We start from the raw sequence: 14,349 nt of genomic DNA, 5'->3' as shown, positions 1-14,349 counted from the left end.
TCCTCGCCGCTCTGACACCCGTCGCCGGGTCGAAGCGCGGAGCGGTCGGCCTCCTCATCGCCCCACAGGACTGGCGTAGCGTGCGTGCGCACGTGCGGCGCCACCTGGGGCGTCGGGCGGCCGCAGCACTGCCCCTGAACGGGCCCTCCCGCAATCAGTACCAGGACGCCGTCGACAAGCTGCTGGTCCCGAGCAGTGACGCGCTGGAAGAAGCGTTTCGCACCTACGCAGCACGTCAGGCACTCGAACAGGGCCTGTTTCCCTCAGACGCTCCCAAGATCTGGAGCCGTCCCGAGCGCCGGCAACTCGTGGTCGGCGACGCCACCGTCCCCAAAGCGATCTCGAAGGCGCGCAATGCGGTGACCGTGGACGAGAGCGGCAGGCGCCGTATTCACCGCGTCGATCCTGCCGCGCGGCTACTACGAGAACGGCGAGACGAAGAAGCGACAGGTCCGCGGCAGCAAGTGGTTCTTCGCATCAGGGCGGTCCGACGGGTACTGGACCCGCGTCATCCTGTCCTTCGCCCACGTCGCCGGCGGCCAGTACGAGGACGAGGCGGCCGTCGCGGTACGCCAGTTCCTCATGCTCAAGGACGTCCTGCCCGACTGCATGGGCATCGTCTACGACGGCGCCCTTCGCGGGGTGCACCGTGATGCCATCGCCCGCCGCGGCATGCTGGCGATCAACAAGCAGCACGGTTCCACCAAGCCGGTGTTCTACGAGCACCTCAAGGCCTGCCGGAGCGGGCACGAACTGTGGTGCAGTGATGGGCGGATCACGGAGAGCGTGCCCCTGGATGACGGCACACGCATTCTCGCGCCCGTCCCCATCGCCAAGTTGGAACGGCGCTTCGGTACCACCAAGAGCCGCTGGTACCACGTCCTGCGCATTCCGTGCCGCCACGGGGACCACACGCACCGCGTCCCCGTGGGTATCACCACCACCCCTGAGGACCGGTCCCTTCGCAATGTAGACACCGGCAAGCCGCTCAGGAGCGACAGCGAACGCGGATTTCATCGCGCGGAGCTGCTCCAGCAGATCCCGCAGTCGACGCTGGCCCACCAGCTCGTCTACCCCTACCGAGCCGACTCCGAGTCCGTCCACTCACAGTTCGACCAGAGTCTGTGGAACCGACGCATGATCGCCTACGGCGTCGAGCGCCAGAAGATCTTCGTGCTCGGTTTCTCGCTGGCCCAGAACGCCACCAGTCACCAGCTGCACAAGGAGCGGCAGAGCGCGATCCTGTCGGCGACCCGTACCGCTTGAACCCGTCTTGGGCGGGCGCTGTCAGTGCACCAGGGACAGTGCCCGTCGCGGTGCGCTCTCGGCCTGCTCACCGCCACCTTCGACGGTGGTGAGGGTCAGGCCGAAGAGCATCTTGTTCAGCTCGTCCCCGGTCACCCCGATCTCCGCGGCCACCGCGGCGGGGCGTACTCCCTTGGCCCGGAGTCCCTGGAAGACCTTGGTCAGCACCTGCGAGGCTTCCCGCTTCTTGATGCCGTGCGGCTCGTCCTTACGGTAGCCGCGCTTGCTCAGCTCCATGCAGGCCGACCGGTACTGCCAGTCCGTCAGGAGTCCCAGGTCGTGCATGCGGTAGGTCAGGGCCATGGCGGAGACCTTCCAGATGCTCTTCGCCTGGATGATCTGGTCGACATGGGCACCGGACGGCATGTGTCCCAAGACGCTCGACGCCGGCATCAAGAACGCGCTCGCGAAGTCGTTGGCCTGGCGCTCCGCCCCGGGACCCGAGCATTCCCGGTCGCTGCCGTGCATCACCAGGTGGCCGAGCTCGTGTGCCGCGTCGAAGCGGCCGCGCTCCGCGGACTTCATGGTGTTCAGGAACACGAACGGCGTACCGTTCCGCCACACGGCGAAGGCGTCCACGTCCGCGTACTCGGGCGCAAGCGAGAAGACCCGCACTCCGTGGGCCTCCAGCAGGTGCACCATGTTCGGCGCCGGCGCCACGCCCAGGTCCCAGCGTGCACGGACCATCCCGGCCGCGGTCTCGGGGTCCGGCTTGCCCAGCGAAGGGACGTCCGGGGCGGGAAGGCGGAAGCGCTCGTCGATCCAGTCGTACAGCAGCGCGGCGAGCGTACCGGCCGAGCGTGCGGCGTCCAACGTCCGAGCCGAGGTCTTGCTCCGTGCCCGCCAGGAGATGCCGTCCGCCGGGAGCTCATCGAGCTCGGGCCCCTCGAAGAAGGACTCCGGGAAGTCCAGCGCCTCGGCGATCCGGGCGGTAGTGGTGCGGCGGGGGGCGGTGCGGCCCGTCTCGTAGTTGGACAGGCTCTGCAGCGAGACCCCCGCCAGGTCGGAGAGCTCGGCGAGCGTCATGCCCCGGCGCTTGCGGGCCAGCGTGATGCGGGACGGGGTCACCATGGTGGGAGCTGCCTCAGTGATCGGTGGTGCGTAGTGGGGCGGCGGTCGCCCGTCACCCCACCCTACGGGCCTCAGCGGAAGTCGACCGGGATGTCGATCTCACCAGGTCCATCATCGTCCATGCGTTCGATTCCGTCCATCTCGAGGACGGGCAGCGGGATGCGCTGATCCCACTTCGCGACGAACCCGCGCTTGAACTTGCGCGGAAGCGAGAGCTCGCTGTGGATCCGGACCACGTCGCCCACCCGAACCCGGTAGGAGACCAGGAACCAGGTCTTGAGATCGGACGCTTCGACAGGCGCGAGGCGCACCTCGTCAGAGTCCGTCCGGGGGGAGAAGAGGGCGAGTTGCATGTCGTTGCTTGCTGCGGCGCGCGCGGTCGCGGCTCCCCGCTTGCGCAGGTTCTTCGGGTGCAGGCGGGCGTTCCCCGTGGCCGCGTCACCGATCATCACGCCTATCGCAAGCGACTTCTCGGGGTTGTAGACCAGCTCGAGGTGGTCGTGCAGCAGCCGCTTCCACCTCGCGTTGCGGATGTGCTCCTCACGTATCGCCCGTACGTGCTCCTGGTAGGCGCGGGTGCCGGCCGTGTTCGCCGGGTGGTTGGGGGTGGCCGTCCGCCTCGCCGCCTCGCCGGCGTACAGCGCGGGCTGGAGGTAGTCGACCTTTGTGCCGAGCTCGGCTAACCGCGCGTGGACATCGCCCGGTTCAGGTGCGGGCGTAACGAGGGACAGTGCCATGGAACCTCCGCTGCCGACAGCAATCTTATAAGGATCATACCGCGAACGTGGCGCAGAAATTATAAGAAACATCCGAAGGCTCGACCTCAAGCCCCCGCCACCGCCCGCGGCCCAGGCGCCCTCGGGACGGAACGGACATCGCGGCCACCGCGCCGCCCCGTCAGTCAGCAGCGCCAACACAGGCGGCATCCGCGTTTCCGCAGATCAGGAGGCCTGCAAGACAACCTCCTGGCTGGGAAGCGTTATGGGGGCGCACCCGCGGACCTCGATCCGCTAGGCTGTCTGCGGTCAGTCGGCTACCAGGCCGCTGCTCGGGAAAGTGTCCACTCGGACTCCGCCCCGACTGCGCCGGGGCGTCAGTTGACCTGGAGGTTTGCCGTTCCGGCCGATGATCCCCAACTGGGGTTTTCTGCAGGGTTTTCAGCAAGCCCCCGCCTTCGTAGCTCAGGGGATAGAGCACCGCTCTCCTAAAGCGGGTGTCGCAGGTTCGAATCCTGCCGGGGGCACAAGCGAAAAGGCCACCTAGGAACGTTTCTAGGTGGCCTTTGACATCCACTCCTGACATCAACGGCGGCGGTCACTCACGGCCGGGACGCCTCTTGAGTAGCCGGTCCATGTGGCTGATCGCCTCGCGCTGCGTGTCCTGGACGACGTGCGTATAGATGTCCATCGTGATGCTGATCTGACTGTGACCGAGGAACTCCATCACGACGCGAGGAGCCACCCCGGCCGCGGTCAGGATCGTTGCACAGTCTTGCCGGGCATCGGGCAGGCGGATCACCCGGAGGCCGGAGGGTTCGGCAACGCGGATGAACGAGCAGTAGACGTTCCACGGCTCCACTGGGCGACCGGTCCGAGTGACAAAGACATTGCCCGCCTTCCTGCCCCGCTTCTCCAGCGCGTGCCCTGGCCTCAGCCTGTGGCATGCGGTGCCACCGAAGGGGCGCGATGCACCTAGCAGGAAGAGGCACGGACCGGCAACGGCATCCCTTGAGATCATCGTCGTAGAGCATGCCTCGCCGCCTCTGAGTCTGCTGGCGGGCGTAGAGGACTCTGCGGTCCAGGTCCAGATCGGTCCACTTCAGCCAGACCAGCTCCCCCGTCTGAGGCCCATGGTGATGGCGAGGACGAACGCGGCGTAGAAAGGGTCCTGCGGGCCGCAGCAAGGAAGATCAGGGGCTCTTCAAGGGACCCGGCTCTGACTCCGCCCGCGCTCCTGCCTTCGGTCCGCTCGGCGCTGCCGTCGCCGACGCGCGCCCGCGGAGGATAGGCCTGTGGGCATGAGTCGAGAACCAAGCCCGCGGCTTCAAGAGGATGCCTCCGGCGGGGGCGCTCAGACTCGGGATGGACGGGGCACCGTTCGCGAGTGCCGACCAGATCCTGGCGACCGGATGGAAGCCGGGGGTGAGTTGGTGGCAAAGCCTAGGCTGTGGCCCTTGTCTCGGTCATCCCGCCGAACTGATCACTCGTCACTGTGCGTCTTGGTCGTCACTATTGCTTCTCCGCCCGCTATACCACGCCGCTGCACCTGAAGTCGCCGCAGCGAACAGGGAGACAATTGATGCGATGGCATCCGCGCTCTCCAGGCCAGAGGAAATCAGCACTGACGCCACCGCAACCATCACGACGATGACCGCCAAGGACACCGAGATGTAGAGCTGGGTACGCCTAGGCCCATGCCGCCTACGCATAGATCTTCACTCCAGCCACCACAGAGGAAAGCAAAATGATGAGACCCACAGCGTTGGCACAGATGATGTGACTCCACCCCTTCAGATCACCAGAAGTGTCGTAACAGAGTTCCTGGACAACCTTCGGCATTACGGCAAACCCGAGTACCAGGACCGCAAGAGCAACGCCCACATGGATCGTCCCAACTGGCTTTCCTTGCATGCTTGCGCTTACTAGCGAGGTGCCCAAGGCCACGGCAGCGGTGACGATCCAGTCGATCCAGAAGAGTGCGTCATCACGCCTGAGGGCGTGGCTTTGTCCCGCTGGAGCCTTCCGCGATGCGTATTTGATCCACGTTTGCATCGCCGCGACCAACGCAGCCAAGCCGAACGTGAGTAGTGTCGCCTGCAAACGGTCCCCCCGAGCACGAACGCCCCTGTCGTACATAGTCATCTTAGCGGCTAGCTCTCGAAAGCCTGGTGGTGAGAAGCCTCGTGCCGCAACCGCGCCAGATCGGCCGGGGACTCACGGGGAAGTGAGGCTGCTGGCGGAAGCTGCAGCCAGCAAACACCGAAGTCGGCATCCCGCAGGTCAAGCCCCAACTCGCTCTGCCTCGCCCCTGAAGGGGTCGTCACGCTCAAGTTCGGCCCTTGTCCGACAAGTCGGCAAGCCGAGGTCAGCATGATCTGGAGGCGTTCGCCGGCCATGCCCCGGTTGCCGTGCACAGCACAGACGAAAACTTGCAGCGTCAGGGGCAGTGACACCCTAGGGTGACCTGCCAGACTCTTCCGCATGGATGCAGGGGTGGCAGCAGTATTGGGCGCGTTGGCGGGGGCGGTAGCCACGACGGGAGCGGCACTCGCTACGGGATGGTCCGCGCGGGAACAAGCGAAGATCACGGCGCGAGGTGAGCACCGTCGACAGCGTCGTGACTCACGACAAGTGGTCTACGAGGAGTTCATGACCACAGCATCAGCCCAGGAGGCGCACGCAGCCCGCTTCTTCCTCGCCCCGGTCCCCATGGACGAGGAAGGGTTGGACCTTGCACTCAGAGGCTCGGGAAACGCAAGTACCGAAGCCCTATGGAATGAATCCCACCGGCTCTGGATAGAGCTATTAAAACTTTCAACACGGGTAAAACTGGCCGGACCTCGAATGATGAGCGAAGCGGCAAGTGCTGTGTGCGATTGCTCTCACGACGTCACGGAATCAACCATGACCGTCAGCCACGGACTTATCGGCGGAGATTCCATCTCCGTGAGGTTCGAGGAGGGCCGCGAACGCTGGATGAAGTTGGACGATGCCTTAGATGACTTCATCGATAAGGCGCGCATCTCGCTGGACGATGACGGCACTGCTTAGCTTAACGCTCTCCATTGGGCCACCCAAGTGACATCACCAGCTGACATCAACGGCAGCGTACACAAGCGCCCTTGAGCAGCCCTGCATGGCGCATCCGTGCCGACAGAGAGGATCCACAGAGACTGCTCGATCGAGCTCCTAAAGCGGGTGTCGCAGGTTCGAATCCTGTCGGGGTGCAACGCGTCACCCCTCCGACCTGGGGTTTGTCCCCCAGGGAGGGCTCCTGCTCGGCCTCGGACTTCTCGTCCGGGGCCGTTTGCGTGAGCCAACGCCGATAGGCACCGTCAGCCCCGAAGGGGTTGCTTTCGTCCAGGATCGGAGGAATGTGTGGGTCTTTACCGGATCACGGTGTCACTGGCGCGCAGAGCGGCCGCAGCTCGTCCGGGAGAACCCCTGCGCCGAGGCCGCCCGAAACTGACGAACTTCTGCTTGGTATATGTCCCCGGGCTGCTGCCCCCGACTCGGTCACCCCTGAGATCGCCGGTTCCCCGCGCTATACGCAGCCGGGTGGGCTCGTGGGTGGTGGTAGGCGCCGGCGCCTGACAGGATCTGGCTGTGAACGAGCCCTTGTTCCCTCAGAAGTTGAGCAGAGCACTCGACTGGGCGGGGCTGATCCCGTCCTCCCTGCTCTTTTCGATCAGCATCAGGGACTACCGCGGCGGCACATCCATAGCCTGGCCCATAGGCGGAGCCCTCCTGGTGCTCATCAGCCTGTGGGTGGTCTATCGCGGGTTGCCTCATCGGAGGAACAAGACGACAGGGTCGCCATAGGGGCTCAGCTGCGCGATACCGCTCAGTGTTCAGGGGGCATGAGGCGGAATGGCACACTTCCCCCCTCGAAGACATCACGCATCGGCGACCCTGTCGGCAAACCGTGACCAGTCGGTAAACTCCCAGTCCCAGCGGCGGCAGACACGCTCTTTGGGAAGGTCGTCCCTCGAAGGATCCAACAGCATCAGCTGGGCATGGCGGCCGTCTCCGACCACGATGGCAAGCAGATAACCGCCTGGCTCCATCAACATGAGAGACATCTCGTTGTTCGTCATGGCGAACCGCGCGTCAGGCCGGTCCACCTTCTTGACCTCGATCCTTACGGGCTTGCCCAGGGGATCCGTTCCCTCCAGGTCGTACCCGACGTTCTGCCCGCTGACATCCCGCAGCGTCCAGCCGAGCTGATTGAGGTACTCCTTCGCCGCGAGCTCTGCCACTCTCCACCGCTTCAGGACCGACGCCAGAGAGCTGTCGGACCGGGGATCCGCCTTCCTCATACGGATTCCCTCGGCCGGATCCGGGACTGCGGGTGCCTCGTCCTGCGGAGCGGTCTCGGGCACGAGCCGACTCTCCGTGCTGGTGAGCTTCCGACCCTGTGTACGCGCGACGCCCATGAAATGCTCGCCAAGTCGCGCGCGCAACGCGTCGGACAGCGCCTCGGGGCTCACGTCCGCCAAGGCTGTCGCCAAGTCGATGCTGCGCAGTCCCAATACGGCTTTCAGCGCCCGTGCGGCGGTCTGGTGGCGCGGCTCGTACAGAGCCGCAGGGGCACCGTCGGGGAAGACGACAGCCACGTCCTGCGGCTCCAGCGGAAGCGGGGAGTGAGCGAACGACGGTCGTCGGGCCGTCATCTCCTCCCTCAGCGACGACACGAGCAGCTTGCCCGCGGAGGCAGTGGCCGAGACCATCACGCTCCGCAGGTCCTCGCCGTCCAGGACCAGCTGCCACAACCGCTCGAACGCCGGATCACCGGGCGAGCGCAGCCGCTCCGCAATCGCCCGGGCCGCGTCAGCGAGAACCTCACGGGTCGACTCGTGCGCCGTCACCGCATGAGTGCGGGAAGGGTCGGTGAGGAAGTCGCCCGAGATGATGACGGGCAGCCCAACTTCATCCTGGAGTGGCAGGAAGCACGCGAGGCGACCGCGTACGCCGGTCATTGCGAGAGCCCGTGCGTCGAGCGGCACGGCCACGGTCGCCGCCCCGTTCCGCAGAATTGAAAAGGCCGCCTCGTCCTCGCCGAAGCGCAGCACGACCATCGAGGTGGCTCGTTCGACGACGATGTCCTGACTGGCGGGCCCGGCTGCCGTACGAATCCGCGTCACGTTCCGTAGGAACAGCGCGCTGAGCGGGTCGACTGATCCGGGTGCTCCGGTGGCGTCCGGCCGGCACGTGACGGTGAAGGACACGCCGTCGGCGAGCGTATCGGCGTGCACGTCGGCCGGTATACGGATCAACGGCACCGCCTTCTCCGTCGACTCCCCGAGCAGCGCCGCGGCGGCCGTCCTGTCGAACGCGAAGCGCACGCCGGCCGAGCGGACTTCGATCCGGGAGGCGATCGCTGCGATCGATTTGAAACCGATGCCCCGGTATCCGATCGAGTCACCCCCACGCGTCTTGGTGGAGCTGGCACTGCGACACAGCGCCTCCACGTCTGCCGCCTCCAAGGGCCGACCGTCGTTGGTCCAACGGAACCGGCCCTCCCCCAGCTTCTCGACAACCACGGAGGTTGAGCCCGCATCGTCGGAATTCTGGAGCAGTTCGTACGGCACCCGGTCTCGGTAGGTGTCCGCGAGCAGCTCCTCCATCCGCGAGATCTCCCGGAAGAGCCCCGGCGCCTGCACATGCTCACGGACGAGTGTGCCTTGCAGGGCGGCCACGGACGCGATCAGGTCGGTCACAGGTCCTCCGCGTCCAGCACTCGTACCACGACACGGGTCGGGTCGCCAGCCAGGTCATCAAGGTCGAACGAGCACTGGGCCACCCAGCGCGGCTGACGCGACGGCAGCGTGGCCCCCTCCCCCACCGGAACCCTCCCGTACAACGACACCTCCCGCTGATCAAGCAGGAAGTCGGTTCCGTCCAGCACCTCGACCGTGATCCCGGGCACGGGGGCCTCGAACGGGGCCTCCGCCTCGACGTCGCCCTCGCTGTCGGCGCCCTCGCTCCGCCATGGCTCCACGGCCACGAGGTCGGCCAACAGCTCCGTGGCCGATCCGAACTCGGCGAACCCGCCGAGGCGCACCTGCAACGCCCCTTCATGCTTCTTGCCGACGATCGCGGCGTCGCAGGCGGTGGGCTTCAGCCGCACGCCCTCGCGAGCAGTCTCATCGATCAACTCGACGGGCAGCGGTCTTACCTTCGACTCGGGCCAGACCAGGCCGAGGTCGGTCTCGCTGAGGTCGAACGAGGTCACCTGCAACCTGATCGTCTCGGGCTTGACGCGTTTGGAACACTCCCAGGAGCGGCTGGTCTTGGAGAACCGCACCGGTCGCTTGGCGACCTTCTTGATCCTCTCCAGCAAGGCATGCTCATAGCTGACCAACTCAGGCCGATCCACCGGACTCAGCCCCAGCAGAAGGGTGGGCGGGTAGTCGTCGTCCTCGCCCCCCGAGAAGCGGTCGGACCAGTCCTCCCGCAGGAACCGCGCCGTACCCGATACGACGACCTCCTGGAAGTGCGCACCGTCGAAACTGTCCGTGACCAGTCGCGCCCGCACGCCCTCGACCTGCCATCCCACAAGAGACAGAGCCAGCTCGTCGACCTCGACTTCGAGTTCTTCGATTCTCTTGGCCATCGACGACTCGCCCCCATACGCCTTCACAGATCCACCCACATATGTGAGTGGTGTGCAGACGATAGCTGCTCTTCTTCACCTAGTGACGCACGGCCCCGACTTCGGCCCCAGCGAGGAAGCGGCCTGCAGCCGCCCCTGCTGACGGTTGACTACTTCACGCAGACCTCGTCCTTCCCGGGCAGCCTGCCCGTCTCCAGGTACCGGTTGACCTTCCCATCCACGCACGCGTTCCCGTACTCCCCGTACAGCGCGTGCCGGTTGGCACCCTTGAGGGTGAGGAGCCGGGAGCTGGGGAGCTGGTCGTGGAGGGCGACGCTGCCCCGGTACGTGGTGCGGGGGTCGCCGGTGGCGGCGACTATCAGGGCCGGGGCGTCGTGGCGTATCCGGGTGGGGTCCTCCCTCGGGGTGTTCCAGAACGCGCACGGGCCTATGTTCTCGGTGAGCGGGCCGAACAGGGGGTGGGCGGCGCGGGCGCGTTCGATGTCGCGCCAGTAGAGCTCGGGGTTGCGTGGGGCCGGTACGTCGCCGCAGATGATCGCCGTCTGGACGCTGCCGGAAGCCGAGCCCTCGCCGGTCAGCGCGAAGCGGAGTTGCTCCGTGAACTCCGGGGAGAGTGAGGACTGTTGGTTCTTCGCCGCCTTGGACAGTACGGAGACCTGTTCGGCCAGGAACGCCCGCGATGCGTCCGTGTCGTCGGCCACGCCCATGAAGAGGAGCGTCGGTATGTGGGTGTCGTCGAGCCGGAAGGTGTCCGGCGCGGTGCCGACCGTCAGGGGGCCGCGCGCCGCCTTCGCCATCACGCGGTCGATGGTGGCCAGCACAGCGGTACGGGTGCGGCCCAGGCCGTACGTCGTGTGGCGGCCGGCCGCCCAGGCGGCCCAGGCGGAGAGTGCCTGCTCGTTCTCCCGTGCCGTGTCGCGCAGCAGCCGGGGCCCGTACGCGCGCGGGTCGATCCCGCCGTCCAGAACCACCCGGTCGTAGCGTCCGGGGAACATCTGCGTGTAGACCGTGCCCAGATACGTACCGTACGAGTAGCCCAGGTAGGAGATCTTCCGCTCGCCCAGCGCGCCCCGGATCACGTCCATGTCGCGGGCGGTGTTGCGTGTGGTGACGTGCGGGAGGACCGAGGCGTTGGTGGCGCGGCACTTGGCGGCCAGGCTCTTGCTCAGGGCCACATGGCGGTCGAAGCCCGCCCGGCCCGCCCCGGCCGAGAACCAGGGGAAGCTGACGGGCCAGCCGCAGTCCAGCGGGGTGCTGCGACCGACGAAGCGCGGGTCGAAGCCGACGATGTCGTAGCGGGCGCCGACCTCCTTCATCGCCTTGCGGACGGTCGGCGGGGACTCCACCGCCGTGCCGCCGGGGCCACCGTTGTTGAGGAGGATCGCTCCTATGCGGTGGCGGGTGTCGGTGGCCTTGAGGCGGGACACCGCGACGGTGATCGTGCGGCCCCGGGGGGCCGTGTAGTCCAGCGGGACCGAGACGTTCGCACACTGCACGCCCGCCGCGTCCAGGTCCCTGCCCGTCGTGTCGTCGGGGGACTGCACGCACGTGCCCCAGGACAGGCGTTGGTCGTAGTAGCGGTCGAGGCCGCTGTGTGCCTCCGTACCGGCCGCCGTTCTCGTCGCGGGGGTTGCCGGAGCCGGTGTCGCCAGGGCCGGTGTCGCGGTGAGGCCTACGGCGAGGGCGAGGCCTGCGGCCGCGGCGCTGCGGGCCGCCGCCGGGCTGTGGGGGATCCTGATCTTCTCTGCGTATCTCATGCAACAGACGCTAGAAGCACGGGCGTTCGCACTCACTACGGCTGGCACCCCACTTCGCAGGGGGGCCAGCTCCTCCTCGGCCCACCCCCTGGCCGGTCACCCGGCCAGGAGCTCCCCGATCACCCACCACGCGTTCCGTGCCATCACCGGGTTCGACTCCCGGTAGGCGGCGAGCTCCATCACCGCGATGGACAGCGCCCAGCCCCGCCCCCGCTCCCAGTCCGCGTCGTCGGCCCCGACCGCAGTACGGAACGCCTCCCTGGCCCCCGCCGGCAGCAGGTACCAGGCGGCGATCAGATCGACGGCGGGGTCGGCCAGACCCATGCAGGCGAAGTCGATCACTCCCGTGAGACGGCCGTCCGCGACCAGGACATTGCCCGGCTGGAGGTCCCCGTGCACCCACACGGGCGCGCCCGTGAAGGCCGGGGCGGTCAGCGCCTTCTCCCAGGCGGCGGTGGCCGCCCCGGCGTCGAGGACACCGTCCAGCCCGGCGATCACCTTGCGCGTCTTCTCGTCCCGGGACGCCAGAGGTTCGCCGCGGTAGGCCTGCGGGCCGTCCGTGGGGTCGATGCGGCGCAGCGCGAGGACGAACTCCGCCAGGTCCGCGGCGAAGAGCTCCGGGGCCCAAGTGCCTTCACCGGGCAGCGGGTTCGTCCCCTCAAGCCAGGTGCACACCGACCAGGCCCAGGGGAAGCCCTCGGCCGGTGCTCCCTGGGCCAGCGGCGCCGGGACCGGTACGGGCAGTTGCGCGGCCAGCCGGGGCAGCCAGAGGTGCTCCGTCGCCACGTCCGCCGCGCTGCTCTCCGTACGCGGCAGCCGTACCACCTTGTCGTCGCCCAGGCGGTGGACCGCGTTCGCCGTCCCGCTCGCCTCGACCGCCTCCACCGGCAGGTCCGCCCAGTGCGGGAACTGGGCGGCGATCAACGTGCGTACGAGGGTCGCGGAGTCGAGAGGCGTCGCGGGGTCGAGAGGCACGGAGTGGAGGGGCGCGGAGTCGACGGGCGCGGGGCCTGGGGCATCGGGTGAGTGGACCGGGCGGTTCCGCTGCTGCACAAGGTCATTCCGCTCCTGTGCCCCGTCGGCGGTCCACCACTCCCGGCCTGCGAGAGTGTCGTGCATGAACGCCGACGTGACCGCAGACCCGCCACCCGTACCGGGCCAGGCTCCGGCCGCCTCCCCGGTCCGGCACGTCGACGCGGGGCGCTGGCTGGCCCAGTTCTCCGGGCTCGTGCTGGTGGTCTGTCCCCGGTGCGGGGGAAGCGCGCAGGTCGTTCCCCGCCCCGGGCTCCCCGAAATCCGTTACTTCAGCGAGCTGTTGTTCCAGCCGCGCCGGCTGGCCTGCGGACGGTGCGGCGCCGTCGCGAAGTGGCAGGCGGGGATGAAGGGGACCGGGCTCGTCGGCGCCAGGCTGGGCGGTACGGAGGATCCGTTCTTCCAACGGCCCCTGTGGTTGCAGACCCGATGCACCGGCCGCGTTCTGTGGGCCTACAACGAGGAGCACGTCGACCACCTGTCGGCCTACATCCGCGCCACGCTGCGCGAACGAGGAGGCAGCGGCTCCACCTTGGCGATGCTCCCCCGGCTGCCCCGGTGGATGAAGGCGTCCCGCAACCGGTCGGAGGTCCTGACCGGCCTGGAGAGACTGCGCGGGCTTGCCGGGCGGTCCGCGCCCGCCGACCGCTCCGACGCCGCGCACGAGCGCGGTGACCGTGCACGGTCCTCCGGAGCGCTGTACTTCCGGGGCGGACCGTACGAGGACGCCCCCTGACCTGCGCCCGGTACGGGCGACCTGCCCCGGGAACAGGCGACCCGCGCCCGGTACGGTCAGCCCGCGCCCCTCAGCGGCAGACCACCCGCATCTGCGCCGCCGCGTGATGCGCGCCCACCCGGTCCGACGCGCCCCAGTCCCGGCCCCGGTCGATGAGCAGCACCGCGAAGGCGTCGCCCTTGACCGGGTAGGTGCCCACCTCGACCGCGCTCCCCCGGTGCTGCGTCTGGCGCACCGCGAACCCGGTGTACGCGGAGTGCGCGTCGGCCGGGTCGGAGAGCACCCGGTAGACGGTCGGGTCGCCCGCCACGTCGCGGGCGCGCCCCTCCGGCACGAACACCGTCAGCGCGCAACTGCGGAAGCCCTCGCCCAGGTGCCAGGACCAGGTGGCGGTGGAGCCGCGGTCCTCGGTGGGGCTGCCCGACATCGGGACGGCGCTGAACCGGCCGTCGCAGCCGCCGCCGGTGAAGCCGCCCGAGGCGACCGCGTACCAGCCCGCCTCGCCCCGCTCGAAGCGCCCGTACTCCCGGTACTCCCCCGCCGTGCAGCCCGGGCCCGCCCACTGGGTGAACCGGCGGCCGCCCTCGTCCGTGGAGCCGGGAGAGTCCGGAGCCTCCGGCGCCTCCGCGGACGGCTCCTCGGGCGCGGGCGCGGCGGGGGCGTCCTCCCCCGGGCCGATACGGGTCGGAGCCCCGCCCCCGATCCGGTCCGGCGGGCCCGGCAGGGCGCCCGCCCGGCCCGCCGCGTCCGTACGGCTCGTGCCGCCGCCCACGCTCCCGCCGCCCGACAGGAGCAGCGCGGCCACCGTCGCCAGCCCCCCGGCGGCCACCACGACTCCCGCCGCCAGCAGGGCTTTACGTCGTCGGGGCAGGGTCGAGACGCGGCCCGTCAGGGTCTCCTGCGCGACCCAGGAGCTCTCGCCGGCCGCCATCCGGGAACGGGCCGATCCGCAGCCGGGGCAGACCATCCCCGGCAGCGCGCCGCGTTGACCACCGCAGTGTTGGCACCTCATGACAGGACACCTTGCCAGGGCGGCGGCCCCAGAGGGAGGGCCCATGAACGATGGCCCGTACAGCGATCGGTTTGAAACCGGCTCAACGGGTCCGTACAGCC

At 68.3% G+C, this 14,349-nt stretch carries 11 protein-coding genes, 1 tRNA gene and 1 pseudogene; 4 read left to right on the top strand and 9 right to left on the bottom strand.

The window, feature by feature from the left end; translation table 11 throughout:
- The first annotated feature begins 582 nt into the window (after positions 1 to 582).
- Entirely contained in the window at positions 583 to 1,266 is a 684-nt protein-coding gene (locus R2B67_RS21255; RefSeq protein ID WP_317820243.1) for a hypothetical protein, read from the top strand.
- A 21-nt stretch (positions 1,267 to 1,287) separates the two neighbouring features.
- Here the strand turns inward: R2B67_RS21255 and R2B67_RS21250 are convergent, their stop codons facing one another.
- On the bottom strand, positions 1,288 to 2,376 hold the full coding sequence (locus tag R2B67_RS21250; protein WP_317820241.1) for a helix-turn-helix domain-containing protein: 1,089 nt from the start codon (positions 2,374 to 2,376) through the stop codon (positions 1,288 to 1,290).
- 71 nt (positions 2,377 to 2,447) lie between these two features.
- A complete protein-coding gene (locus R2B67_RS21245) occupies positions 2,448 to 3,113 on the bottom strand; it encodes a hypothetical protein (protein ID WP_317820239.1) in 666 nt (221 codons plus the stop codon).
- Positions 3,114 to 3,546: 433 nt separating this feature from the next.
- On the opposite strand from R2B67_RS21245, the gene R2B67_RS21240 reads away from it, so the two are divergent.
- Positions 3,547 to 3,619 (top strand) — tRNA-Arg (locus R2B67_RS21240).
- Positions 3,620 to 3,690: 71 nt separating this feature from the next.
- On the opposite strand, the pseudogene R2B67_RS21235 reads toward R2B67_RS21240, so the two are convergent.
- Together R2B67_RS21235 and R2B67_RS21230 are read right to left on the bottom strand one after the other, a co-directional pair.
- Positions 3,691 to 4,304: pseudogene (locus R2B67_RS21235) on the bottom strand (tyrosine-type recombinase/integrase); the annotation flags it as partial.
- Positions 4,305 to 4,796: 492 nt separating this feature from the next.
- Positions 4,797 to 5,168 (bottom strand): hypothetical protein, encoded by a 372-nt coding sequence (locus R2B67_RS21230; protein ID WP_317820238.1) that lies wholly within the window; start codon positions 5,166 to 5,168, stop codon positions 4,797 to 4,799.
- 576 nt (positions 5,169 to 5,744) lie between these two features.
- On the opposite strand from R2B67_RS21230, the gene R2B67_RS21225 reads away from it, so the two are divergent.
- On the top strand, positions 5,745 to 6,146 hold the full coding sequence (locus R2B67_RS21225) for a hypothetical protein (protein WP_317820236.1): 402 nt from the start codon (positions 5,745 to 5,747) through the stop codon (positions 6,144 to 6,146).
- Between the two features lie 845 nt (positions 6,147 to 6,991).
- On the opposite strand, the gene R2B67_RS21220 is transcribed toward R2B67_RS21225, so the two are convergent.
- From R2B67_RS21220 to R2B67_RS21205, 4 genes are all read right to left on the bottom strand, one after another.
- Positions 6,992 to 8,815 carry a sacsin N-terminal ATP-binding-like domain-containing protein gene (locus R2B67_RS21220; RefSeq protein ID WP_317820234.1) on the bottom strand — a complete coding sequence of 608 codons (1,824 nt, stop codon included), beginning with the start codon at positions 8,813 to 8,815 and terminating at the stop codon, positions 6,992 to 6,994.
- A complete protein-coding gene (locus R2B67_RS21215) occupies positions 8,812 to 9,711 on the bottom strand; it encodes a hypothetical protein (protein ID WP_317820233.1) in 900 nt (299 codons plus the stop codon). Before R2B67_RS21215 ends, R2B67_RS21220 begins: the two co-directional genes overlap by 4 nt.
- Positions 9,712 to 9,860: 149 nt before the next feature.
- Complete coding sequence (locus tag R2B67_RS21210) at positions 9,861 to 11,468, bottom strand: alpha/beta hydrolase (RefSeq protein ID WP_317820232.1); 1,608 nt, start codon at positions 11,466 to 11,468, stop codon at positions 9,861 to 9,863.
- Between the two features lie 96 nt (positions 11,469 to 11,564).
- Positions 11,565 to 12,443, bottom strand: a complete 879-nt coding sequence (locus R2B67_RS21205; RefSeq protein WP_317820231.1) for an aminoglycoside phosphotransferase family protein — start codon at positions 12,441 to 12,443, stop codon at positions 11,565 to 11,567.
- Between the two features lie 142 nt (positions 12,444 to 12,585).
- Here R2B67_RS21205 and R2B67_RS21200 point away from each other — a divergent pair, with 142 nt between their 5' ends.
- The gene (locus R2B67_RS21200) at positions 12,586 to 13,236 is read left to right on the top strand and encodes a hypothetical protein (RefSeq protein WP_317820230.1); all 651 of its coding nucleotides are present in this window, start codon (positions 12,586 to 12,588) and stop codon (positions 13,234 to 13,236) included.
- 70 nt (positions 13,237 to 13,306) lie between these two features.
- Here R2B67_RS21200 and R2B67_RS21195 read toward each other — a convergent pair whose 3' ends face one another.
- The gene (locus R2B67_RS21195; protein ID WP_455679976.1) at positions 13,307 to 14,248 is read right to left on the bottom strand and encodes an adhesin; all 942 of its coding nucleotides are present in this window, start codon (positions 14,246 to 14,248) and stop codon (positions 13,307 to 13,309) included.
- Positions 14,249 to 14,349 lie beyond the last annotated feature (101 nt).

Source organism: Streptomyces cyaneofuscatus (assembly GCF_033109485.1).
GTDB classification, from domain to species: domain Bacteria; phylum Actinomycetota; class Actinomycetes; order Streptomycetales; family Streptomycetaceae; genus Streptomyces; species Streptomyces cyaneofuscatus.
The sequence above is the reverse complement of the archived record's forward strand: the minus strand, read 5'-3'. Positions and strand labels throughout refer to the sequence as shown.

Excerpts from the sequence above, each read along its gene's own strand:
- R2B67_RS21255 (WP_317820243.1), top strand. The coding sequence starts at position 583 with ATGCTCAAGGACGTCCTGCCCGACTGCATGGGCATCGTCTACGACGGC.
- R2B67_RS21250 (WP_317820241.1), bottom strand. The coding sequence starts at position 2,376 with ATGGTGACCCCGTCCCGCATCACGCTGGCCCGCAAGCGCCGGGGCATG.
- R2B67_RS21245 (WP_317820239.1), bottom strand. The coding sequence starts at position 3,113 with ATGGCACTGTCCCTCGTTACGCCCGCACCTGAACCGGGCGATGTCCAC.
- R2B67_RS21225 (WP_317820236.1), top strand. The coding sequence starts at position 5,745 with ATGACCACAGCATCAGCCCAGGAGGCGCACGCAGCCCGCTTCTTCCTC.
- R2B67_RS21215 (WP_317820233.1), bottom strand. The coding sequence starts at position 9,711 with ATGGCCAAGAGAATCGAAGAACTCGAAGTCGAGGTCGACGAGCTGGCT.
- R2B67_RS21210 (WP_317820232.1), bottom strand. The coding sequence starts at position 11,468 with ATGAGATACGCAGAGAAGATCAGGATCCCCCACAGCCCGGCGGCGGCC.
- R2B67_RS21200 (WP_317820230.1), top strand. The coding sequence starts at position 12,586 with ATGAACGCCGACGTGACCGCAGACCCGCCACCCGTACCGGGCCAGGCT.
- R2B67_RS21195 (WP_455679976.1), bottom strand. The coding sequence starts at position 14,248 with ATGAGGTGCCAACACTGCGGTGGTCAACGCGGCGCGCTGCCGGGGATG.